This window comes from Romboutsia hominis, from assembly GCF_900002575.1.
In the GTDB taxonomy this organism is placed as follows: domain Bacteria; phylum Bacillota; class Clostridia; order Peptostreptococcales; family Peptostreptococcaceae; genus Romboutsia_C; species Romboutsia_C hominis.
Window position 1 is genome coordinate 1440891 of record NZ_LN650648.1, and the last position, 20097, is coordinate 1460987.

The window sequence follows — 20097 nt, forward strand, 5'->3', positions numbered from 1 at the left end:
CCTCCTACCCCATTATTGACTTTCTTTTAATTATAAATGCTAATTCGTTTGCTAATTCCTCTGTATCTTGTTTTCTTTCATTTACAAAATTCTCTATATTTAAATTGATATTTATTAGTTTTTCTTCTTTCTTATTTTTCTTTTCTTTGGTTTTATCTTTTTCTTGAAGTAAGATAATTTCCTTTTTTATTATATTCTCAGTTACAGAGTTTGCTATATCATTACTCCTAAATGCACTATATAAAGATTCCTGACTATTTAATGCCCTAGAATATGCATCGTTATTGAATGATAATGCTTTAGGTCCTTGAGATCTTTTAATAGTAGTTTCAGTTTTTGTTACATTTATTTTACCTGTTATAGATCTAGAATAAGCGCTCCTAATTCTATTCCAATCCGCAATTGCTTTAGATGCCATTCTACTAGTACTAGTTGTAACACCTCTATACATATCAGAAGCTGACCCCTTAGCATTAGAAGCCATCATTCTAGCAGATGTACTAACACCTTTATACATATCAGTACCAGCTTGTTTCGCTACTTGAGTCAATTTAGTAAATGATTGTTTTGCACCATTATACATGTTTGTAGATTCCTGTTGAATACTTTTATTAGCTCTCTTAAAGTCTGCATCTGTATCTGTTGCAACTTTAGAAGTATTAGTTTTTGCATCTTTTGCCATTTTATCAGTATTGCTTTTTACAGAACTAGCTGCTTGTTTTGTGTTGTTATTTGCACTAGTTGAAGCTTTCTTAGTATTCTTATCCACATCATTAGCTAGATTTTTTGTATTTGAATTAGCTTTATCTTTTGCATCTTTTGTATTCTTATCTACATCAGTGGCTAAGTCTTTTGTATTCTTAGATGCTTTATCTTTTGCGCTTTTGGTATTAGCATCAACTTTAGAACTCATATCTTTAGTAGCTTTATCAGCTTCATTAGACATATTATTCATATGATTTGTACTTTCTGTTCTAAGTTGATTTATAAGTGTAGCTCCATCAATACCCATACTATTAAGATTATTTAATATAGCATTTTTCATTTGTTGTGTATTCATAGATCCATCTAAACTTATACCGTTAAATATACCACTCCATGTTGAACCCATGCTAGTTAATTGTGTAAAAGTTTCCTGGTCCATACCTTGTAATTCAGCTACTACGTTATCAGCCATTTCACTAGCGCCTTGTTGACCTATTGTTTTAAACTGATTAAATACGTTTATAGCAGTTTGTTTAAATGCTTCACCTTCAATTAACATATTTTCATTTATTAGTTTCATGGCTTTATCTATATCTTGTTGGAGTGTATCCGCGCTAAATTTACCACTAGTAGCCATACTTTCTAAGTTAGCTGTAAACTTTTTAGTAGCTTGCTCATTATCCATCTTTGTAGTTATTCCTTCGAATAACACGGCCATACTATCAGATGTACCTCTTAAAATTGTAAGAGATTGTTCATCTAAGTTTTGCATGTTCTCTGTAAATATTTTAGCTATTTGACTAGCATTATCTCTTGTAAGATTAGGTAATTCTTGCATAGCTAAATCAAAAGTATTAACTACTCCCTGTAAATCTTGTTCAGTTGAATTTTTAATTTTTTCTAATGCACTAGACGTTTCTGCTACTAAATTACTCATTGCTTTTGCAGTATTATTCTCTACTTTGGCCCATCCTTCTTTTACTATATCATCAACCTTAGTAAACTCTCCTGTTAGAATAGCTCCTATAGCTTTTGCTGCAGTTGATATTATTATAATCATATTACCGAATGTAAGTTGAACTACTCCAGCTATAAACTCACAAATAGCACCTAATATTGTTCCAAACACTCCAAATTTATCTTGTAAAAAGTTTAGGGCATTTGCATTATCACCTATAACAGCTATCAACCCAACTGCAGCTGCAACCAATGCTCCTATTGCTACTGGTGTAGCAGTTATAGCTCCTGTTAATGCTAATGTGGCCGTTTTAGCCATACCAAATCCAGCTACCATATTTGGTAACATTGTAAGGAGAGTTCCTCCTATCATTAACATCGGACCAATAGCAGCAACTAATCCACCAATGGATATAATAAGTGTTTGAGTTCCTTCATCTAAATTATTAAACCATGTAAGAGCATTTGTTAACCACTCTACTATACCTTGAAATACAGGTATTAATCTTTCACCTATAACAATGCAAGCACCTTCAAAAGCAGATTTTAAATTATCTATAGCTCCTTTTAGGTTATCTTGCATAGTAGTTGCCATATCTTTGGCCTTACCTTCTGAGTTTGCTATAGCCTCTGTAAGTTTATCAAAATCACCTTCACTTGCATTTACAATAGCTGCCCAACCACTCATTGCTTCTTTACCAAATATAGTTGCTAATGCTTGCGCTTGTGTTGCTTGATCTAATCCTCCTAATGTACTTCTAAGATTCTCCATAGTGCCCATAAGATCTATTGAACCATCAGAATTTTTAACAAGTTCTACCCCATACTTTTCCATAGCAACTTTCATTTCTTTTGTAGGTTTTACTAAGTTAGTAAGTCCAGCTCTTAATGCTGTTCCTGCTTGTCCGCCCTTTATACCAGCATTTCCCATAAGTCCTATAGCTACAGATAAATCGTCCATTTCTATACCTAATGCACCAGCTACAGGTCCTACATACTTTAATGTTTCTCCCATAAGCTCAACACTAGTATTTGAGTTTGCGCAAGTAGCTGCCATTATATCAACAAACATTCCAGTATCTTTTGCTGTAAGTCCTAATCCTGTAAGACCATCTGTTACTATATCAGATGTTAAAGCTAAATCTGTTCCTCCTGCAGCTGCTAAATCAAGTATTCCTGGAAGACCGTTCATCATATCTTCTGTTTTCCAACCCATTTGTTATGTATAGGCTCTTTATCCTATACTCTTAAAGTTTCCTCTAAGTATCGGACTATCTCTTCACCCTCGACTTTACGTTAGGGTGTTCGGCGCTCGTGGGTGTATTATTGTTTGCAATAACTCAACACCTAGTCTCTAGACCTTCTATCTACTTTTATTTGCTTTCGATAGCTTGGTAATGGATTATCATATTTGCAATAAAAAAGAAGCTATATTAAGCTTCTAAAATATCTCTCTATATTGTTTTCTCTTTCTTTTGAGTAGTGGATATATTCCTTATACCATTCATAAAAATCTTTATTATGCTTACTAGAGTTACAACTCCTACAAGAAGGAATTATATTTCTTTTGGAGTACTCTCCACCTTTACTAAGAGGTATGAAATGGTCTTGAGTTAAATTGTTCATTTTTCTTCCACAGTAGGCACATTCATTATTAAAGAATTTTTTACATTCATTCCATTCTTTAGGTGTTAAACTCTTATCTAGTTTACTCTTTTGATACCTTCTTCTATTTTCTGAAATAACCCTTAACTCATTTATTTTGTCGGGATTGTTCTTTCTATAATCTTTATTCTTTTTATTTTCACATTGCTTACATACAGAATAGTATCCTCCGTTAGTTCTTTGCCTAAATTGTTTAATTTCTTTTATTTCTTCGCAATTGGTACATTTCTTTTCCATTAGTCTAAGTTCTTTTTTATTTCTAAATTCAGCTTCTAATTTAGTTTTCTTGTACCATTCTTTCTTAGCTTCAAGAACCTTCTCTTTATACTTCTCTCTATATTCTTTTGTTTCTTTTTTTCTACAATCCTTGCACCATGTTTTATATCCATCTTTACTATTTTTATCTTTATGAAATAATTCTAATTCTTTATATTCACCACATTTAGAGCATTTCTTCATTTTTCCCACCCCGCCATTTTTAATGTTACTTGAATTGTAACACAAAACGAGGTGATTGCAAACTTAGAGTTCCCATTTTCACCGAATGTTTTTTGCTAGCAATTTATCACTAGCCGGCCCGTTATCTTAAGCCATACCCATATAACTTAAAGCATCTGCTGCATCTCTCGCACTAAACTTTGTAGTAGCTCCCATATCTTTAGCCATATTTTCAAGCTTTTTCATATCTTCACTAGTTGCACCACTTATGGCTTGTACTTTACTCATTCCAGCTTGAAAATCTCCAGCAGTCTTTATAGATAAAGCTCCTACTCCAAGTAGAGGTACTGAAACAAACTTAGTAAGATTAGCTCCTGCACTTTTCATAACCCCACCTAGTGCTTCCATTTTTTGACCACTAGTAGCAGTATTATTATTAAATATATCTAACTGTTGGGTAGCTGTTTTTATTCCATTTTGAAATCCTTTTATATCTAAGTCCAAATACCCCATTGCAGTGCCTGCATTTATACTCATAGATTTCCTCCTTTCTCTAGAGCCATGTCTAGGAAAGTTCTTCTTGTTCCGTCTTCTTTAAGTCTTTTTTCATCAAATATAACTTTTGTATCTTTATCTTCTAGAGCTAATTGAATATGCAAGCATGCTTCATTAAAACAAAAAGCTGTATATGTATTTGTAATTCCTAAGATTTCAGAAGGGAGTTTATTATAATTCTTTGCTTGTGCTATTATTCTTAAGACTTTCTCTGAACGCACGAAATCGTTCTAACCTACTTGTATCTCCTATTGCATACTCTGCAATCATTGATTTCTGAACTTTATTTAACTCTAAACCTACAGATTTAAAATCATCAGCACTAGGCTCTATTAAAGCTTGTTTGTAAACTATTTCTGTAAATTGCTCTAAATTTTTAACAGCCCTTTCATACTCCTTACCTTTCATTTCATGACCTTTTTGTTTCTTATCAAGTATCTTTTGAACCTCTAATAAAAGAATATTAGGCAATACATCACATTGTACTAAATCAATTAATGATACTCTTTTTACCTTTACATTTAATACCGACATATCATCAAATCCAGGTATTTCTATAACTTCGTTTGCTTTTTTAGCTATCTGTTTTAATTCTTCTAAACTTGTTACTTGCATATTAATCCCTCCTTAAAATAAAAAAGATAGAGAATTTAATCTCTATCCTTAAGATCTACTTCTTTTTTTCTGTTTTTAATGGCTCAACTTCTTCATAAAAATCATAACCAAATGCTCTTACTCCACTTGGTAATACATCAACTATTTCTAAGGTATATGGTTTTTGACCTATAGCTGGTCTAGACTTAACCTTGTATTCATTAGAATAATATTCTCCATCCTTTAGGTTCACAGGTACATTTCCACCTTTACAGTTAGGGAATGTAAATTTAGCATATTCACCTGTTGCTCCATCATCTCCAACTATTTCAGAATATACTATAGTATCAAAAGCAGTTAAATTAGGTTTTGTACCTATTGCTGGAGGTTCGTACTTTTTGAACTTTCTTGTTTCTGGATCATATTCTATTGTTCCACCTTGTGCAACTTGCATAACTTCTGGTGACATAACATTATCTTTAAATGTTAAATCATATCCTAACATTAGATCTGGAACTTCCTTTTTAGCTATTAATTGATTTTTTATTATTAGTTCTTTTGCTTCACCCTCTTTAATAACTTCTTCTGTTTTTATTTCATCTGAAGTTTGAAAGGATAAAGTCTTCGGACTTAATTCCTTAGTAACTAACTGTACTAAGACTACGTCAGTTAATGGTAATTGTGTAAATTCATTAGCCATTTAATCTACCTTCTTTCATTTTTATTTTTCTATAGGTATAAGAAGTCATATATGCTTTTTTATCATCATCAATAATAGTAGGCATCGGTTCTATAACTCTACTTACCTTCTTAAAGTATCGCATTTCTTTTTTTAGTTTATCTGTATAACTGCCCATTAAGCTATAACTACCCATAGGATAATAAACTAATATTTCAACTATATCATTAATATAAGATGTTCCAGCTATATCACTTTCTCCATTTTCTTTTATAACTAAATAAGGACTTGAGCATGTTCCTTGGTGTTGACCAATAGAATATACATCAAATCCTTTTTCTTTCAAATATGTATACAATTCTGCAAACATAATATCACCTTATTTTAATATATTTGCTAATCCTCTTATTGCTTGAGGGCTTATCAAATCAATAGTTGGCTTAACTATTGCATACCGTTTTTCATTGCAAAATTCAAGGTATACACCATAACTAGCCCCATGACTTAACTCTACTCTAGCTACACTACCATGCCATTTCCAAGTACCATTAAGAGTTTGGTGAGCTTGGCCGCTTCGAGGTGTCCATTTATAATTGCTTTTTGCATGAGCTTCCATTTTCTTAGCTGTAGTATCTGCATATAAACCAACTGCCGCTTTAGTTTTAATTTCTCTTTCAGTTAGACCTTTCATAAGTCCGCTAGCATTAAATTTAAAACTCATTAACATTCCTCCAAGAGCATATCAAAGTAAATATTTAATCTATTTTGATTTCCTTTATCTTTTATTTTATACTTAACACTATCAAGTAAGAAATAATCATTTTCTTCTATCTTAATAGTTTCTTCATCATAAATAACCATTAAGAACTTTTGCTTACTTCTTTTGACTTCTCCTTTGTCTGTAGTAATAGCGCTTATCATATTATTTCCTTCATGATAAAAACCTTTTAAATTATCACATATACGGTCTTTTCCACCAGGCTCTCCAAACTCATTTTTAATATCTCTATAAATATCAACATAAGTTGGAAATTTATCTATTACCTTCTTAACTTTAGGTTTTATTTTATTTGCTATCATAAGATCCTGCTCCCATTAGGTTTATATTGCTTTGCTAATCTTAGCCAATAAGTAGATTTATTTGCTAACTGTAATCCTCCTGGTAATGCTATGCTATCATCTTCGGCTTTTAATAATAAACATTCATATGCAGTTTTATTTATATCACCTTGGTTTTTCTCTAAGTAATATGATAATTCTTCATCAGTAAAGAAGGGAGAAGATTCCTCCCTTAGTATTAGTTTAAGTTCTTGAATTTCTCCCATAATAGCACCTACTTTAATATTTGTATTAATTCTGCTTTTTTCATATCAGAATATCCTTCTATGCCTTTTTCTTTGGCAATAGCTTTTAATTCACCTACTTTTAGCTTTGAATAATCTATATTTTCTTGTAATTCTTGTTGTTTAAGCAACCTTCTTCTTCTATTAAATCCAGTTATACTCATACAAGCACCTATATCTTATGCTTAAATGCAACTATTCTTATGTTCTTATTTTCATATACTCTTGACCAGTTAGCTTCATTAGCTAATTCTGTATTAGATGGTGAAGATTTTGCAACAGAAGAATCTGTAAACTTTATACCTCTTGGATGTAGTAAGAAATGCTGTCTATTTATTAATATATCTTCTCCTGCTAATGAGTCTCTATCTGTTTCAGTAGGTACAGGAGCTTCTCCATTTCCTTCACCTATTGCGCCAGCACCAAATAAGTACGTAGTGTAAACTCCTCCTTCAAAAGGACATCCATCATCAACTATTACTTTTCTTCCTAAGTAAGATGGGAAATCTACCACACCTTGACTATTAGGTATATATTGTATTAAATTTTGCTTTTCTAATTCAGCAAACACAGTAGAATGCATAGCTACAGCTGTTAATTTATCTGATGCATCACCTAATTTAGTTTTAGCATCTATAAAAGAACTTCCATTTATTTTAGCTAAATCACCTTCTAAAGAAGATATATCATGTATATTTCCACTCATAGTTGAAGATGAAAATACACCTTTTAATATAGCTAATAATGTTTTTTGTCTTTGCTTTGCCCAGTATTCTGCTACCAAATCTCCTATAGCTTTCATAGGATCATCTCCACTTAATGCTTTTGCTAAATCGTTAACTGACCAAGCTTTACCTCTCATTAATAAAGCTGCAACGTCTTGACCTGCAGTTATTTTTCCTGGTGTTAACGCTCCATTATCATCTAATACCTCATCATCACCATTTAAGTCTTTCCAATATGGCATGTTTATTAATCTACCACCAGCTTTAGCTAGTGAATCTAATTCATTATCTCTTACTACTATTCCACATCTTACTAATGCAGATAATTCTGCAGTTCTTTCTATTACATATGGGTTAAATACCTCTGGCACTATTACATCAGCTATTCTTGTTGACATTACATATCACTCCTCTTATTTATTATTTTTTAATTGTTCTGCTAAGGCAGGATTTTCTTTTAATATTCTAGCTTGTTCTGTTAAGTTAAAGGTCTCTTTACTCCATGGATTTACTATGGAGTTCCCTTTTCTACCGAAATTTCCAATTCCACCAGTATTTCCTGGTATTTCTATATCAAATAAATAACTATCACTTTCTTTTAAGCTATTTAATTGATTTTCTAAACCATCCAATTTGCCGTCTTGATATTTTATACTATCCATATCAAGTAAAGCTTTCAGAGCCTTTGTATTCTTACATTTAGCATCTTTTAAAGCACTATCTAAGCTATAATTAAATTCTCTATCTGCTATTTCTTTATCTTTTTTTTTTAAAGTTTCCTTAAGTTCAGTTATTACAGTATTAAGACCTTCTACTTCACCAGCTTTCTTTCTTACAGCTTCTAAGTCTGTCTGAAGTTTCTCTACTTGACCTTTATATGCTTTCTTATCTTCATTAACTTGTTCAAATTTAGACTTAGGTATAAGATTACCATCATCAACCATTATCTTTTTATCTCCAAGCTTTTCTGTTACTTGTGAGTATAAATCATCACCTAACAATTCTTTTAAATCCATAGTTCCCTCCTATTTCTTAGTATCATTCAATAAAAAAAGAACTTACAAGAAGTCCTCTCCATATTCATCAAACCATTTATCAAGTTTTAAATTACTTGCTCCATATCTCCAAGCTCTAAGCTCTATTCCTATTTCTTCTAAGGACATAGGTATTTCTGGAATAGTTGTGCAAAGTCCATTAGGATGATCTAGTGGTACTTCATTTACTTTGAATAGTTGATCGTCTCTATCACTGCATGTAGGGCATGTCCTTCCATGAATACCAGCACTTACCCACCTTATTCCTGTAACATAAGGATTCTTTTCACAACTTCTTTTTTGAGCTTGTTGGAAAGCATGATTAATAGCAGTTCTAGCTAACCTTTGAGCATTATAATCTACTTTTTCACTAGCATTAGGATATACATTAGACCATTCCCAAGGTTTACTAGCTTTTGGATTAACATATATTTCTAAGTCTTTAGCTATTTCATAAGTAGTTTTCTTATTTGCTATACCTTCTGAAATGATATAATCTATGTCTTTATCAAACTTCTTAGTGTACTGCCATATCCTTTCAGATAAGCCTTTACGGTCTTTATATGCAGTTCCATGTAATATTTCATCCATAGCAGCTTTAGGTATCTTAGAAAACATACTCAAAAAAGTATCTTTCATGTTCAAGCTATATTGTTCATTTATTTGCATAAAAAAATCTAGCTGTACATTATTAGCTAGGTTTATTGATGTATCTATATTCTTTTTAACAATCTTTTCAACTTTATTATGAATACTCTTAATCTCTTTAGCTAGTTCCTTTTGCAGTTCTTCCAAGTATCTTTCTGTTAATGTTCCTGGATTAACTTTCTTAAGTTTCTTAGATAAATTCTTATACATATCATTGTATATTTGCTTTATCTGTTGTTCCTGCTTCTTAGCTAGATTAAGTTTCTTTCTCTGAGCTTCCTCACATAATCTGAGATAATCTTTACTGGCCATTATTTACTCGCCTCTTTAAATTCAACTTTAGTTCCGCAAAAGGGCAATAATTATAGTCAGGTTCCAAACAAAGCTCTTTGCAAGAAGGACAAGTAGCAATCGAATTATATTCATCAAGTTCAAATTCAACTAAATGTTCATTATTAACAATTGCTTTTCCTTCATAGCGTATATCCATTATTCATCATCCTCTAATATATTAGTTTCAAATTGACTAAAGCTATCTTCTAATAATTGTTTCTCTAGCTGTATCTGCTTTAATTCTTCATCAGCTATTTCATCAGTAGCATTAGCCCACTTTTTCATATATGACTTTCTACTCATAACTTGAGAATTAACTTGCTGCATATCCAATGTCTTTTCATTATCTTCATCTTCTTGCAATGGATATTGATTTTCTACAACTACATCAAATTTTTCTAAATTAGGTAATGTAGCTATTTTATAAACTTCTGCTATTTCAAGTATAGCTTTTATCATCCATTCAAGAGCAGGACCCCAAGCTTTCATCTTTTCCTCGCATCTAGTAATTAGTTGCCAGTATAAAGCCTTCATAGTTTTGCCAGATGTCATCATACCCTTTAAGTCTTGATTATTAATCATAGGTATATTTAAAACCTCATGCATATCTGATTTAATTCTATTAAGTGTATTCTCCATACGTTCATTGTAATTAAAGTCAGTTTCTACAGTGCCTATTTGAGCTTGTTTACCTTCTGCAGCAGCAGGATCAGTAGCAACATCCCAATAAGCTCCAGGTTTCAATTTAAAATGTTTACTAGCTTCACTATCTACGTCTATGCCATATATAGTTCTATTCATGCCTTTTCTAAGTGTATCTATATCTTCACTAGCTAGTTTGTTATAAGCCATACCATTATCAAGTATTTCTTCAACGTCACTTTCACCTTTTAGATCACCACTAAGTCCATCATTTAGTATTACATATGCAGGTATCCCAGATAGTTTTAAATCAACATCTTCTGCTAGTATATCAACTACATTTCCATAGCCATCATATATACCTTCATTTAGAATACATTTACCTTCGACCATCTCATACTTTTGTTTCCATATTCTTTGCTCCTGTTTTAACTTAGCTGCATTAAGTTGATGGAAAAATATTATCTTTTTAAGTTCGTCTACTCTATCTTCAAAAGGCTCATATACAAACTCTAAACTCGGTACAAACATAATTCTTATAGTCTTAGTTATTGTATCTGCATGAAGCTTAATAGCTATTCTCTTTCCTATAAAGCAATCCCTAGCACCTTTTATAAGTTTATCTTCAAATAGGTTTATCTTAAGAAGGTTTCTAATGTATTTATTAATTTCTTCTGCTTGATCCTGTAGGCTATCTTCTTCAACTTGAACAGTAAAAGTAGGAGCTTTCCCAAAGAGAAATCTAGCTTCTTCTTTGATTAACTTCTTAATATAATTAGTTTTCTTTTTAGTTGGAATATAGTCTTGTTCATCAATTATCCAATTTTGTCCTGGACCATCATATACTTCATAAAGCTTGATTATTTCATCCATTTCTTTTATGACTTCACTACCATATAGTCCACCAAGTTCAGCATTTATTATATTGTTCACATTTACACCTCCTATCTACTATTGTAAGTTCTCTTTAAGTCTGCTACTTCATAATCATCTAGACCATACCAAATGGCACTAAAACTATGTGGGTCTATGTTAAATTCATCATATATTATGTTTCCTTTTGCATCTGTAGCATAAGTTAGGTTTTTAAGCTCTTTTACTACATCTTTGCACGCATCAGAGCAATATATATTTCTAAATCTTTTAATTTTCTTTGTGTTTTGAAGTCTACTACCTGCAAACTTCTTACATTTTCTCATTCTAAAACCTTGTTGTTGGTAATATTTAATAGTTTTAGGTTCTGCACAATCTGCAGTTATTAACTTATCTTTATAATCAGCTATTTCAATTGCAGTTTTATCATCTGTCATTTTATTCTTATAATATTGCTTAAATATATATAAATCTTTATTAACATCATCTATAGCCATACTTATCAATGCATTGTATGAAGTTTCAAAACCAAAGTCCATACCATACCTATACCATCTACTTGATATTCCACCTACTTTATCCTGTACCCATTCATCAGGCATAGTTTTAAATTGTGGTAATACTCTTGTACCATTTACTCCATATCTTCCAAGTCTAGCAACTCTATACAAGTCACTATCATATGTTTTCATCTTTTCAAGCTCTTCTATATAGTCTTTTGGTAAATAGTAGTTATCATCACAAGTTGAATGATGATAATATGTATTATTTGTTATAACTACTCTTTTTTCATACAATTCATCATCATTTAACACAACATTGTCATTTTCCTCATCTATAAAATAATGAGAGTATGTCCAATTAGCTTTTTCAACTGGATTAGTGGAGCATATTATATGATTGGTATCGGTTAAATGTCTTAGACGTCCTCTTAGTTCTTTAAATGCTTCATATTTACATTCACTGCATTCTTCTAACCATACTATAGATACACCATTTATAGATTTAAGTTTAGCTGGTTTATCAAGTCCTTTAAAAATTATTTGAGAACCATTAGGGAATAATATCTTCATAGGAGAGCTTTTAAACTTTATTTCATCCTCTAGTCCCATAGCTGCAACTATATCTTCAAATAGTGAATAACAAGAATCTCTTATAGTGTCATATACTTCCCTTACAACTAAGCACTTTCTCTTTTCTTGTTGAAGCTTAAGTAATATCTTAGTAGCAACATGATAACTTTTTGAGCTACCGTATCCACCAACTAAAAAATAGTCTTTGTAGTTCCAGTCAAATATAAAGTCTTCAAAATGGTCATTTACTGCAAAACTAACTTCTTCCATTTTGTTCACTCGCCCTTACTACTTTAATAGTTATATTATTGTCTTTATCATCTCCACTAAATTTCTTAACTTCACCTTTAAGCTTTTCTATCCTTAGCTTTTGTTCTTCAGTTACTAAATCTAAGTTAGCATTAACCATATTATCATATTGCTTTATTAGTGATCTCAACTCTCCCATGGCTCTACTTTGAGCATTTAAGAAAGTAGCATTTCTATCCCAAGCAAATTGAAGTTCATACTCTGTTTCTTCTCCATGATCACTAGATTTCATTTTCTTAAGTTCTCTGGCCATATCATCTTTATCTCTTACATACATTATCTTTTGCGCTCTTATAATAGCTGCATACTGTATTGTTATTTGCTCCCAAAGTATATCTATTTGGCTTTTCTCAACTATATTTTCCATAAGTTCTAAGGTTTCTTCTGGTATATATTTAGAGAAAAATCCAAACTTCTCTGCATTTTTATTTCCCTTTGGTGCTCCATGACCTACTGCATTCTTATTTTTTAAGGGTGCACCCCCTTTATTTTTAGGTGCACCCTTATTTCTTTTTTCCTCTGCCCATTTATACCTCTTAATCCATGACTTTAAGGTGTTGATAGATATATTGTATTTCTCGCATATTTCCTTTTGTTTCAGTCCTTTGATATAATCTTTTTTTATATTTTCTTTTACACCTTCCATATCACCACCTCATTTGTTTGTTTTGTAAAATAAAAAAGAACCCTTCTAGAGAGTCCTTAGTTAATACCTCTTATATTACACTTGTTTCATTATATTATTTACACTATATATTTTATCTATAAGTTTTTTACTATATTCATAACCATCAGGCTTACACTTTGGAGTTGGTATATTTTTTATAATATCTTCTCTAGATGATAATGCAAATTGTATGATTCTACTATCAAAATTTTTACTTTTTAAAATTGGAATACTCTCCGTCCTATTAAGAACATCCCAGCTACCAATATTTAAAATATCATATCCTCTTCCATAACTTTCAAAGAAAAGCAAATCCCCATCATTATTAGGATATTTTTTATCCTGCAAATTATCTATTTGAATTTCATAATCTTCTAGCAGCCATATTCCTTCCCACATTAAATCAGTATTTTTAAAATTACTAAATAACCTCCATAAATTTTCTGCATAAATTGAAATCAATTTTATCATTTCTGCTGATACAGTGGGGTTATCTTTTATCAAATCTTCCTTTGACATATTTTTTTTAATATTTTTAATTTTATCTTTGACTAAATCCATATAAACTTTTATAGCTATTTTTTTAGATATTCTACAACATGTATTCTCTAAATGAGCCAATACATTATGAAACTCACTTTCCTTATGGTAACTTATATTTGATAAAGCCACTTCTTCAATAAGTTGGTCTATGGTTTTAAAATATAGAGTTCCATCAACTTTAATATCAGACTTCAATAATTCTAACAGGATATACAAAAAATTCACTCTAAATATTGAATGTGGCGCACCCCTATAATATGTAACTAGTATATTTATCAATTCTATCTGCCTTAATCTATCTGATTCTTTGATTCTTTTTATATATTCATCAGCTGCATGTAACATATGTTTACCTAATATATCCATCTTTATTATTAAACCTTTATCAGATTCTTCTTTTAACCTTTTTTTATATTTTAAAACTCTTTCGTCCCAGTGTTTTTTTTCTAATTCTCTTTCATTATTTTTTATATCTTTCTTAAGATCTATACACATACGATTGAACTTCATTTCAAAATCATTCAGATTTTTTATATCAATTTCTACAGAAAATGTATTTTTTATATTTTGAATAATTCTCCCCCTTTGAAATTCTAGAATTGATTCTGCACTTAATGCATATTTTAATTCTTCAAATTTATCCCTACAGTTATATTTATTTATATCTAAAATAGGTTTACTCCAATCAGTTATAGTTGCTGAATCATATATTTTTAATTCCCATCCATTACATAAAACTATCAATGGCACTTGAACCTCAGGATGAATAGCATACAAATGTGCTTGTAACAAGTCTCCATTACCCATATTCCTTTCATTCCCTGGTTTTGCTTCTATAATCCAAAATGATTTTAATCTAATGGTAGGAATATAATCAATTTGTATTTTTTTTCTTCCTATTCTATGAAATGGAGTATTTAATTTTAAACTCTTTTCTCTAATAATATCGTTAACAGTTCTTTTACTATATCCTAGTATATTTAACAGAGGTGCTATAAATTCTTCTCTAATATCTGATTCATTCCACATTGAAAAATCAGTTTTCTCCCAATAACTTATAAACCATTCTTCATTAGTATTAAAAAACATATTTAAACCTCGCTTTCAAGTATATAATTCTACTTATTTCGAGATTTTCCTTCTTTTTTTGTTTAATTTATTAAACTTAGGTATACTTACCATTTCTTTGTCTAATTCTCTTAGTTTATTGCTAGGTAATTCATGCACCATTTTTATAACTTCATTTGCATCCTTCCAAACCTTAGCCATTAATCTCACCCTTTTGTATTATTAAACAATAAAAAAGACCTATGAATAATCATAAGCCTTTCTTGATGTTGAATAAACCTAAAACAGAAACAAGTTTTAAGTCCCTATTTACCCTTAGAGACTATATAAGATTAGGTAAAAACATTTCTCATTTTTCATTAAGTTATATTATTAAAAGAGCAAGTTCAAGGAGTTGCACCTGGCATACTACTACTTGCATATTACCAGGTGGTGGGGATGTCCACCTGGTATGTTTGGGGAATATGTGAGGATTTATTATTTTACCACAATACTATTTTCTCACATATTAAAAATTAATATCGGTATAAAAAAGGGAATTATATTGCTAGCATATCAAATAAATTAGGCTCTTCTTCTTTGAATACTTTACTTCCAAATAGTTCTACTGCTATACTTTTTACAGCTTGATTTTTATATTTTCTTAGTGTTTTCTCATCATGGTATAATTCTAAGGCCATTTCAGTCCATCCCATTTCTTTAATATATCTAAATTCTATAATCTGCTTTCTTATAGGATTTAAGTTGTTTATAGCTTTATCTAATTGTTTTTTTAATCGCTTTTCTTTGTAAACTTCTATTTCTAAGTCTTGAACGTAAGCTACCATGTCTATAACTTCATTTTCAATTTGTCTACTTATGTTATATGTTTGTGATGTTCTTATATCATCATATCTTATAGCTCTTATGGCTACTTTTTTTCCTGCTTTTAAATTTTTAATGTCATATTCTAAATTTTCTATGTGGCTTCCCATTTCACTATAGTTATATAAAAGTTTTTCTGTAAATCTAAAACAACTCTTTTCTATATTTTCACTTTTCATAATATATCGCCCCCTATATTGATTCTATCGTCACTTCTACTCTTGGATTTTCTGAATAAAACTTTTTAGCTACTATTTCTACTATCTGAGTATCATCTTTGTATGCTATATCATTTAAGCTGTCTGCTATAAGCTTCACAACATTATCTATATCAGGCTTTTTAGATGGTCTTAATACATTTGCCTTCTTTTGTTCCTTAATCTTCTTAGAATCACTTTTAGCAATTTTATAGAATGCTTTAACAGTTAACCTTATATAACCTTCGAAATAGTGCTTTATTTGACTCCTATAAAGTAACTTTGTATAATCCTCATACATTCTAGTTCTATCTGTTGTATATGCTCTCCCAGTCTTTGTATTAAAACGTGGTCTTGCTTTTCCTTCTGGTTCTCCATCTATTGTAAAATCCACTTTCATATAAATCTCCTATATTAAACTTATTTGTTCTATAATCTCACTTTTATTCAATGAACTATTAAATTCTTTATAACCTATCCATTGGGTAGTCTCCCATATTCTAGCTGCATATAATTCTAATGCATATTTATAAGCTTCTTCATCTGTATTTATCCAAGATAACTCTTTTAAGCTATAGTGTTTTAATAGTTCTAATATATCTAGCTCTAGTAAATCCTTAGCCTGTTTTTCAACTTCTTTTTCCCATTCTTTTTCTTTAAACTCTCCACATTCAGTTACTACAGTAGTTTCATAGGTATATGTTATCTTATCTTTGCTTGATGATATTTCTACATGTCTTTTGGATCTTCCGATTCTATATTTACATCTTAGATTTTTCATAACAACCTCTTATCATATAGTTATCATTATCAATTTAATTGTGGTACTGCACTGATAATAATAACTTTTCATGTAAAATTATTGTTTTAATTATCTAACCCACTTCACAAATACATCCTTATTATCAATATATGGCTAGTGCTGTAACTAATTACAAACGGTATTCTATTTTTTATATTTCGTATCTATAATTTATTTATCTTTTGCAAATACTATTTACTAAAGGAGGTGAATCGATGAATTTAAAAAAATTAAGCGTTATATTCTCGATAATTTTAATTATCTTTGCAAGTAGTATCAATAATTCTTATGCTATTAAAACTATATCTCCCCCCCCCATTGACAATGAATATATAAAATCACTAGAAGTTATAGACAATTATATGTCCATCTTAGTTAAATCTGTTTATATAGAAAATCTTGATAAAGATCAAATTTCTAAAGATATTAAATTTATAGAAACATTAATTAATAATCTAACTATCAAAACTTCAAAGCTTGGTGAAAAAGACAATGATGTTATTTTATCCATGCAGATTATATTAGATTATTATAAAATATCTATCATAAATGTAAAAAAATTTATAAATGACAAAGATACTGATGCATTAATAAGTGCTACTACTTCTTTCTCACTAGGTTATAACTCTTCATCTGTTTTGAGAACAATTATAGGTAAAGCGAGTTAAAAATTTCTCGCTTTTTCTATAATCTGAATTATTGTTCAGTTCTCCTCTGGAGCTATACATATTTGATTATTATCATCTATAAATCACTTATCGTAACTTTCAGGAATAATTGTCATTCACTTTTTACTTTCTTTGTATAACACAATGTTGTTATTCCATAACCCATTTTTATATACATGAATATCATAATACTTTAATAACTACTTGCTACCCCCTTCTTTATATACTTCATTCAGCATCTTAACTATTGCTACTAATCCATTAATCCAAGTAATGTGTAGCATTTTACTATATCTGTTGCTGCTAGCTTCTTTAAGTCATGCTTTTCTATAGTTATTCCGTTGTATCTATCTACAAATGAGTATTTACAAGCGATATCTATTTGCTCTTTAAATTGTCTTTTAAGCTCTGTAATTAGTTCATTTTTCTTTATCAACTTAAGATTAGCAGTAGCTATTTTTATGTAATCTTCATTAAGCTCTTCATTTTTAGTTACTTGCTCATTTAATGAATTTTCAAGTTCTTTTATTCTTTTCCTTAACTCAATAGTTTCTTTATTTTTATCTATTATGATATTCTCAAACTCTCTTGATTTCTTTTTTAACACACCTATTCTATTCTCTGCTAATGCATTTTTATTTACTAATTCTTCACATCTATTTCTTAGACCGCTTATAACTATTGCATCTGCTGCTGCATCACTTTCAAGTGTAATTATTTTATCTTCTTTTGCATCTAAATCTCTTTCTAACTTAGCTACTATTCCTTCATGTTTTTTCTTAGTTATTATCATTTGTTATTTCCCCCTAATATTATTTTTCTAAATAAGTTTTTTCCAGATACTCTATCTCAAATGTATTAAAATCTTTTCTATGTTTTCTCCATATGATCTCATGTCTTCTTACATGAGCTTCAAACTTAGGTAACTCAAATATAGACTGTATAGTTGTCTTTTTATCTTCCTCTATTATCCTGTTAAATTCTTTTTGATTTTGATATTTCCAAAAGTCTAGATTTATATCCGGTGCTATAGGTTGCAACGCACTATCTTTTATTTCTTGTTTAAACACTCTAATCTCCTCCTTTGTTCCTCCGCAATATATCTATCTAAAATTTGACTAGCAGCAACTGTAACTTCATTTCTTCCAAACTGTATAAAAAGTTCTTCTACAGCTTCCCTTAATAATTCCATAAGCTCAACCTATTAGAACCTTTCATAGTTCTTTTGCATTTTGTGTTCATATGCACACTCTAATTGCTCTATATTAAATCCTAAACTATATACTAATTCTAAAAATAAAGGTACTAGGTAGTTAATAAGTTGATTTCTAGCTTGATTCTTACTTCCACTTAGAGTTGTTATTCTATATGCTAACTTGTTAAAAGTAGTATCTGGAGCTGTTGTCTGTATTTCTAAATTTTCAAATATCATATCTACATTTAATATATTTGAAACATTTCCTAGGTGGGCTAAGAAATCTGCACACTCTTCTATTAAGTGATCTTTATTCACTTTTTCATCACTCCACCACTTATGTACCATACTTGCTTGTAATATTTCTCCTAATTCACTTTGTAGAGCTAATATAAGCCAATATGGTACACAAAAGCTATCTTTTTGATAGTTATATCCTTTAACCTTTGATAGATGCTCTAAGAACTTCTCTTGTTCCTTTTTTACATAACTTAAATCTATAATCATATTATCAATCTCCCTTAGTATTATCTTTTGTTAATTCTTCCTCAGCTATTTTTATAGCTGTTAATATATCATAGCCATCTTCTTTCCATAGCCTTTTAGAAAGTTCTAATAATTCATTTATTCTTGATAGCTCCATATCTATTAACCAGCCTTGTTTATAGTTTTTAAATAAGAACTTATAGACCCCCTTGGTATACCTAACATCATTGATATTTCTTTGTATTTGAATCCTTTCTCTTTTAGAGATATTACTTTCAACCTTCTCTCTTCATTTTTTTCTTTTATTATTATTTCTTTTTGTTTACGATCTATATAATCTACACCACTTTCAATTGAAGTTAGTTTTTCTCTAATTTTATTTAACTTTCTCCCTGCTGTAGGTTGACTTGTCTTTAAAACATTAGCTATTTGTCGTTGACTATATCCACTTTTTCTAAGTTTTAATACTAGCTTTTCTTCTTCATCCAATATTTTGTATAGTTCTTTTATATTTTGCATAAATTCAATTTCTTCAAATCCATACTCTATATCTTCTAATGTATCTCCAACTGTAATTTCCTTATTCTCATTATTATTTATTGTCTTATCTAAAGATATCACTGGATTATCATAGTGTTTTTTTACATATCTAGCTATATATTTACTCATATATCCTCTTATACAAACTACTGCTAATGTACCAAATGATCCCTTACTTTCATCGTATATCCTCGCAGCTTTAAATAGCCCTATGCATCCTTCTTGATATAAGTCTTCTATAAGTTCTGGATATCTAGATTTAAATGCTCCATACCATTTATTTAGTACAAACCCTACGATGTTTATATTTTCATTAACTAATTGATTTACATATTCCTTTGTATTCATTTGTTTTCCCCTTTTTCTATTTCTCTTTTGATTTTATCTGCAAATATTGCTATAAGTTCTCTATCTTTAGGAGCCGTATAGTTTTTATACAACTCCCTTTGTTCTTGTAAATATTCATCTAATGTTTTCTGCTCCATTAATAACCT

The 20097-nt window shown here is 30.1% G+C and carries 30 protein-coding genes; 1 reads left to right on the top strand and 29 read right to left on the bottom strand.

The genetic code is table 11. The features are described from left to right. Positions 1–4 precede the first annotated feature (4 nt). The 22 genes from FRIFI_RS06945 to FRIFI_RS07045 all read right to left on the bottom strand — a co-directional run bounded on the left by FRIFI_RS06945 (position 5) and on the right by FRIFI_RS07045 (position 16693). Positions 5–2878, bottom strand: coding sequence for a phage tail tape measure protein (locus FRIFI_RS06945; protein WP_166505420.1), 2874 nt, complete (start codon positions 2876–2878; stop codon positions 5–7). 212 nt (positions 2879–3090) lie between these two features. Next, entirely contained in the window at positions 3091–3786 is a 696-nt protein-coding gene (locus FRIFI_RS06950; protein ID WP_166505421.1) for an HNH endonuclease, read from the bottom strand. Between the two features lie 126 nt (positions 3787–3912). Further along, complete coding sequence (locus FRIFI_RS06955) at positions 3913–4302, bottom strand: phage tail tape measure protein (RefSeq protein ID WP_166505422.1); 390 nt, start codon at positions 4300–4302, stop codon at positions 3913–3915. Next, positions 4299–4424: a hypothetical protein gene (locus tag FRIFI_RS15255; protein ID WP_278335249.1), complete on the bottom strand. Its 126-nt coding sequence runs from the start codon at positions 4422–4424 to the stop codon at positions 4299–4301. The genes FRIFI_RS06955 and FRIFI_RS15255 overlap by 4 nt, the downstream gene beginning before the upstream one ends. A gap of 67 nt (positions 4425–4491) precedes the next feature. After that, a complete protein-coding gene (locus FRIFI_RS06960) occupies positions 4492–4935 on the bottom strand; it encodes a hypothetical protein (protein ID WP_166505423.1) in 444 nt (147 codons plus the stop codon). Positions 4936–4990: 55 nt separating this feature from the next. After that, the gene (locus tag FRIFI_RS06965) at positions 4991–5614 is read right to left on the bottom strand and encodes a hypothetical protein (RefSeq protein ID WP_166505424.1); all 624 of its coding nucleotides are present in this window, start codon (positions 5612–5614) and stop codon (positions 4991–4993) included. Then, positions 5607–5963, bottom strand: a complete 357-nt coding sequence (locus FRIFI_RS06970; RefSeq protein WP_166505425.1) for a hypothetical protein — start codon at positions 5961–5963, stop codon at positions 5607–5609. The genes FRIFI_RS06965 and FRIFI_RS06970 overlap by 8 nt, the downstream gene beginning before the upstream one ends. Positions 5964–5972: 9 nt before the next feature. Further along, positions 5973–6314, bottom strand: a complete 342-nt coding sequence (locus FRIFI_RS06975; RefSeq protein ID WP_166505426.1) for a hypothetical protein — start codon at positions 6312–6314, stop codon at positions 5973–5975. Continuing rightward, positions 6314–6673 carry a hypothetical protein gene (locus tag FRIFI_RS06980; protein WP_166505427.1) on the bottom strand — a complete coding sequence of 120 codons (360 nt, stop codon included), beginning with the start codon at positions 6671–6673 and terminating at the stop codon, positions 6314–6316. Before FRIFI_RS06980 ends, FRIFI_RS06975 begins: the two co-directional genes overlap by 1 nt. Beyond that, complete coding sequence (locus FRIFI_RS06985; protein ID WP_166505428.1) at positions 6670–6918, bottom strand: hypothetical protein; 249 nt, start codon at positions 6916–6918, stop codon at positions 6670–6672. Before FRIFI_RS06985 ends, FRIFI_RS06980 begins: the two co-directional genes overlap by 4 nt. Positions 6919–6926: 8 nt before the next feature. Then, complete coding sequence (locus tag FRIFI_RS06990) at positions 6927–7100, bottom strand: Rho termination factor N-terminal domain-containing protein (protein WP_166505429.1); 174 nt, start codon at positions 7098–7100, stop codon at positions 6927–6929. Positions 7101–7108: 8 nt separating this feature from the next. Next, on the bottom strand, positions 7109–8059 hold the full coding sequence (locus FRIFI_RS06995; protein WP_166505430.1) for a major capsid protein: 951 nt from the start codon (positions 8057–8059) through the stop codon (positions 7109–7111). Between the two features lie 15 nt (positions 8060–8074). Further along, on the bottom strand, positions 8075–8677 hold the full coding sequence (locus tag FRIFI_RS07000; RefSeq protein ID WP_166505431.1) for a phage scaffolding protein: 603 nt from the start codon (positions 8675–8677) through the stop codon (positions 8075–8077). 42 nt (positions 8678–8719) lie between these two features. Further along, positions 8720–9655, bottom strand: a complete 936-nt coding sequence (locus FRIFI_RS07005; protein ID WP_166505432.1) for a structural protein — start codon at positions 9653–9655, stop codon at positions 8720–8722. 177 nt (positions 9656–9832) lie between these two features. Continuing rightward, positions 9833–11251: a phage portal protein gene (locus FRIFI_RS07010; protein ID WP_166505433.1), complete on the bottom strand. Its 1419-nt coding sequence runs from the start codon at positions 11249–11251 to the stop codon at positions 9833–9835. Between the two features lie 11 nt (positions 11252–11262). Further along, positions 11263–12534 carry a PBSX family phage terminase large subunit gene (locus tag FRIFI_RS07015; RefSeq protein WP_166505434.1) on the bottom strand — a complete coding sequence of 424 codons (1272 nt, stop codon included), beginning with the start codon at positions 12532–12534 and terminating at the stop codon, positions 11263–11265. Continuing rightward, positions 12521–13219, bottom strand: a complete 699-nt coding sequence (gene terS / locus FRIFI_RS07020; protein ID WP_166505435.1) for a phage terminase small subunit — start codon at positions 13217–13219, stop codon at positions 12521–12523. The genes FRIFI_RS07015 and terS overlap by 14 nt, the downstream gene beginning before the upstream one ends. A gap of 75 nt (positions 13220–13294) precedes the next feature. Beyond that, entirely contained in the window at positions 13295–14872 is a 1578-nt protein-coding gene (locus FRIFI_RS07025) for a type I restriction enzyme HsdR N-terminal domain-containing protein (RefSeq protein WP_166505436.1), read from the bottom strand. 33 nt (positions 14873–14905) lie between these two features. Next, a complete protein-coding gene (locus FRIFI_RS07030; RefSeq protein WP_166505437.1) occupies positions 14906–15052 on the bottom strand; it encodes a hypothetical protein in 147 nt (48 codons plus the stop codon). A 338-nt stretch (positions 15053–15390) separates the two neighbouring features. Continuing rightward, on the bottom strand, positions 15391–15894 hold the full coding sequence (locus FRIFI_RS07035) for a hypothetical protein (protein ID WP_166505438.1): 504 nt from the start codon (positions 15892–15894) through the stop codon (positions 15391–15393). A gap of 13 nt (positions 15895–15907) precedes the next feature. After that, positions 15908–16312: a RusA family crossover junction endodeoxyribonuclease gene (locus FRIFI_RS07040; protein ID WP_166505439.1), complete on the bottom strand. Its 405-nt coding sequence runs from the start codon at positions 16310–16312 to the stop codon at positions 15908–15910. A 9-nt stretch (positions 16313–16321) separates the two neighbouring features. Next, positions 16322–16693, bottom strand: coding sequence for a hypothetical protein (locus FRIFI_RS07045; RefSeq protein ID WP_166505440.1), 372 nt, complete (start codon positions 16691–16693; stop codon positions 16322–16324). 236 nt (positions 16694–16929) lie between these two features. Between FRIFI_RS07045 and FRIFI_RS07050 the strand changes: the two genes are divergently transcribed. Beyond that, a complete protein-coding gene (locus FRIFI_RS07050) occupies positions 16930–17382 on the top strand; it encodes a hypothetical protein (protein WP_166505441.1) in 453 nt (150 codons plus the stop codon). A gap of 253 nt (positions 17383–17635) precedes the next feature. On the opposite strand, the gene FRIFI_RS07055 is transcribed toward FRIFI_RS07050, so the two are convergent. From FRIFI_RS07055 to FRIFI_RS07080, 7 genes are read right to left on the bottom strand one after another with little or no spacing between them, the layout of a single operon-like run. Further along, positions 17636–18175, bottom strand: a complete 540-nt coding sequence (locus FRIFI_RS07055; RefSeq protein ID WP_166505442.1) for a coiled-coil domain-containing protein — start codon at positions 18173–18175, stop codon at positions 17636–17638. 19 nt (positions 18176–18194) lie between these two features. After that, positions 18195–18452, bottom strand: coding sequence for a hypothetical protein (locus FRIFI_RS07060; RefSeq protein ID WP_166505443.1), 258 nt, complete (start codon positions 18450–18452; stop codon positions 18195–18197). Beyond that, positions 18434–18574 (bottom strand): hypothetical protein, encoded by a 141-nt coding sequence (locus FRIFI_RS07065; RefSeq protein ID WP_166505444.1) that lies wholly within the window; start codon positions 18572–18574, stop codon positions 18434–18436. Before FRIFI_RS07065 ends, FRIFI_RS07060 begins: the two co-directional genes overlap by 19 nt. A 12-nt stretch (positions 18575–18586) precedes the next feature. Then, a complete protein-coding gene (locus tag FRIFI_RS07070) occupies positions 18587–19084 on the bottom strand; it encodes a dUTP diphosphatase (RefSeq protein ID WP_166505445.1) in 498 nt (165 codons plus the stop codon). A gap of 4 nt (positions 19085–19088) precedes the next feature. After that, a complete protein-coding gene (locus tag FRIFI_RS15260; RefSeq protein WP_278336165.1) occupies positions 19089–19220 on the bottom strand; it encodes a hypothetical protein in 132 nt (43 codons plus the stop codon). 5 nt (positions 19221–19225) lie between these two features. After that, positions 19226–19951, bottom strand: a complete 726-nt coding sequence (locus FRIFI_RS07075; protein ID WP_166505446.1) for a sigma-70 family RNA polymerase sigma factor — start codon at positions 19949–19951, stop codon at positions 19226–19228. After that, positions 19948–20088 carry a hypothetical protein gene (locus FRIFI_RS07080; RefSeq protein WP_166505447.1) on the bottom strand — a complete coding sequence of 47 codons (141 nt, stop codon included), beginning with the start codon at positions 20086–20088 and terminating at the stop codon, positions 19948–19950. The genes FRIFI_RS07075 and FRIFI_RS07080 overlap by 4 nt, the downstream gene beginning before the upstream one ends. Positions 20089–20097 lie beyond the last annotated feature (9 nt).

Excerpts from the sequence above, each read along its gene's own strand:
- FRIFI_RS06945 (WP_166505420.1), bottom strand. The coding sequence starts at position 2,878 with ATGGGTTGGAAAACAGAAGATATGATGAACGGTCTTCCAGGAATACTT.
- FRIFI_RS06950 (WP_166505421.1), bottom strand. The coding sequence starts at position 3,786 with ATGAAGAAATGCTCTAAATGTGGTGAATATAAAGAATTAGAATTATTT.
- FRIFI_RS06955 (WP_166505422.1), bottom strand. The coding sequence starts at position 4,302 with ATGAGTATAAATGCAGGCACTGCAATGGGGTATTTGGACTTAGATATA.
- FRIFI_RS06960 (WP_166505423.1), bottom strand. The coding sequence starts at position 4,935 with ATGCAAGTAACAAGTTTAGAAGAATTAAAACAGATAGCTAAAAAAGCA.
- FRIFI_RS06965 (WP_166505424.1), bottom strand. The coding sequence starts at position 5,614 with ATGGCTAATGAATTTACACAATTACCATTAACTGACGTAGTCTTAGTA.
- FRIFI_RS06970 (WP_166505425.1), bottom strand. The coding sequence starts at position 5,963 with ATGTTTGCAGAATTGTATACATATTTGAAAGAAAAAGGATTTGATGTA.
- FRIFI_RS06975 (WP_166505426.1), bottom strand. The coding sequence starts at position 6,314 with ATGAGTTTTAAATTTAATGCTAGCGGACTTATGAAAGGTCTAACTGAA.
- FRIFI_RS06980 (WP_166505427.1), bottom strand. The coding sequence starts at position 6,673 with ATGATAGCAAATAAAATAAAACCTAAAGTTAAGAAGGTAATAGATAAA.
- FRIFI_RS06985 (WP_166505428.1), bottom strand. The coding sequence starts at position 6,918 with ATGGGAGAAATTCAAGAACTTAAACTAATACTAAGGGAGGAATCTTCT.
- FRIFI_RS06990 (WP_166505429.1), bottom strand. The coding sequence starts at position 7,100 with ATGAGTATAACTGGATTTAATAGAAGAAGAAGGTTGCTTAAACAACAA.
- FRIFI_RS06995 (WP_166505430.1), bottom strand. The coding sequence starts at position 8,059 with ATGTCAACAAGAATAGCTGATGTAATAGTGCCAGAGGTATTTAACCCA.
- FRIFI_RS07000 (WP_166505431.1), bottom strand. The coding sequence starts at position 8,677 with ATGGATTTAAAAGAATTGTTAGGTGATGATTTATACTCACAAGTAACA.
- FRIFI_RS07005 (WP_166505432.1), bottom strand. The coding sequence starts at position 9,655 with ATGGCCAGTAAAGATTATCTCAGATTATGTGAGGAAGCTCAGAGAAAG.
- FRIFI_RS07015 (WP_166505434.1), bottom strand. The coding sequence starts at position 12,534 with ATGGAAGAAGTTAGTTTTGCAGTAAATGACCATTTTGAAGACTTTATA.
- terS (WP_166505435.1), bottom strand. The coding sequence starts at position 13,219 with ATGGAAGGTGTAAAAGAAAATATAAAAAAAGATTATATCAAAGGACTG.
- FRIFI_RS07025 (WP_166505436.1), bottom strand. The coding sequence starts at position 14,872 with ATGTTTTTTAATACTAATGAAGAATGGTTTATAAGTTATTGGGAGAAA.
- FRIFI_RS07030 (WP_166505437.1), bottom strand. The coding sequence starts at position 15,052 with ATGGCTAAGGTTTGGAAGGATGCAAATGAAGTTATAAAAATGGTGCAT.
- FRIFI_RS07035 (WP_166505438.1), bottom strand. The coding sequence starts at position 15,894 with ATGAAAAGTGAAAATATAGAAAAGAGTTGTTTTAGATTTACAGAAAAA.
- FRIFI_RS07040 (WP_166505439.1), bottom strand. The coding sequence starts at position 16,312 with ATGAAAGTGGATTTTACAATAGATGGAGAACCAGAAGGAAAAGCAAGA.
- FRIFI_RS07045 (WP_166505440.1), bottom strand. The coding sequence starts at position 16,693 with ATGAAAAATCTAAGATGTAAATATAGAATCGGAAGATCCAAAAGACAT.
- FRIFI_RS07050 (WP_166505441.1), top strand. The coding sequence starts at position 16,930 with ATGAATTTAAAAAAATTAAGCGTTATATTCTCGATAATTTTAATTATC.
- FRIFI_RS07055 (WP_166505442.1), bottom strand. The coding sequence starts at position 18,175 with ATGATAATAACTAAGAAAAAACATGAAGGAATAGTAGCTAAGTTAGAA.
- FRIFI_RS07065 (WP_166505444.1), bottom strand. The coding sequence starts at position 18,574 with ATGGAATTATTAAGGGAAGCTGTAGAAGAACTTTTTATACAGTTTGGA.
- FRIFI_RS07070 (WP_166505445.1), bottom strand. The coding sequence starts at position 19,084 with ATGATTATAGATTTAAGTTATGTAAAAAAGGAACAAGAGAAGTTCTTA.
- FRIFI_RS15260 (WP_278336165.1), bottom strand. The coding sequence starts at position 19,220 with ATGGAGCTATCAAGAATAAATGAATTATTAGAACTTTCTAAAAGGCTA.
- FRIFI_RS07075 (WP_166505446.1), bottom strand. The coding sequence starts at position 19,951 with ATGAATACAAAGGAATATGTAAATCAATTAGTTAATGAAAATATAAAC.
- FRIFI_RS07080 (WP_166505447.1), bottom strand. The coding sequence starts at position 20,088 with ATGGAGCAGAAAACATTAGATGAATATTTACAAGAACAAAGGGAGTTG.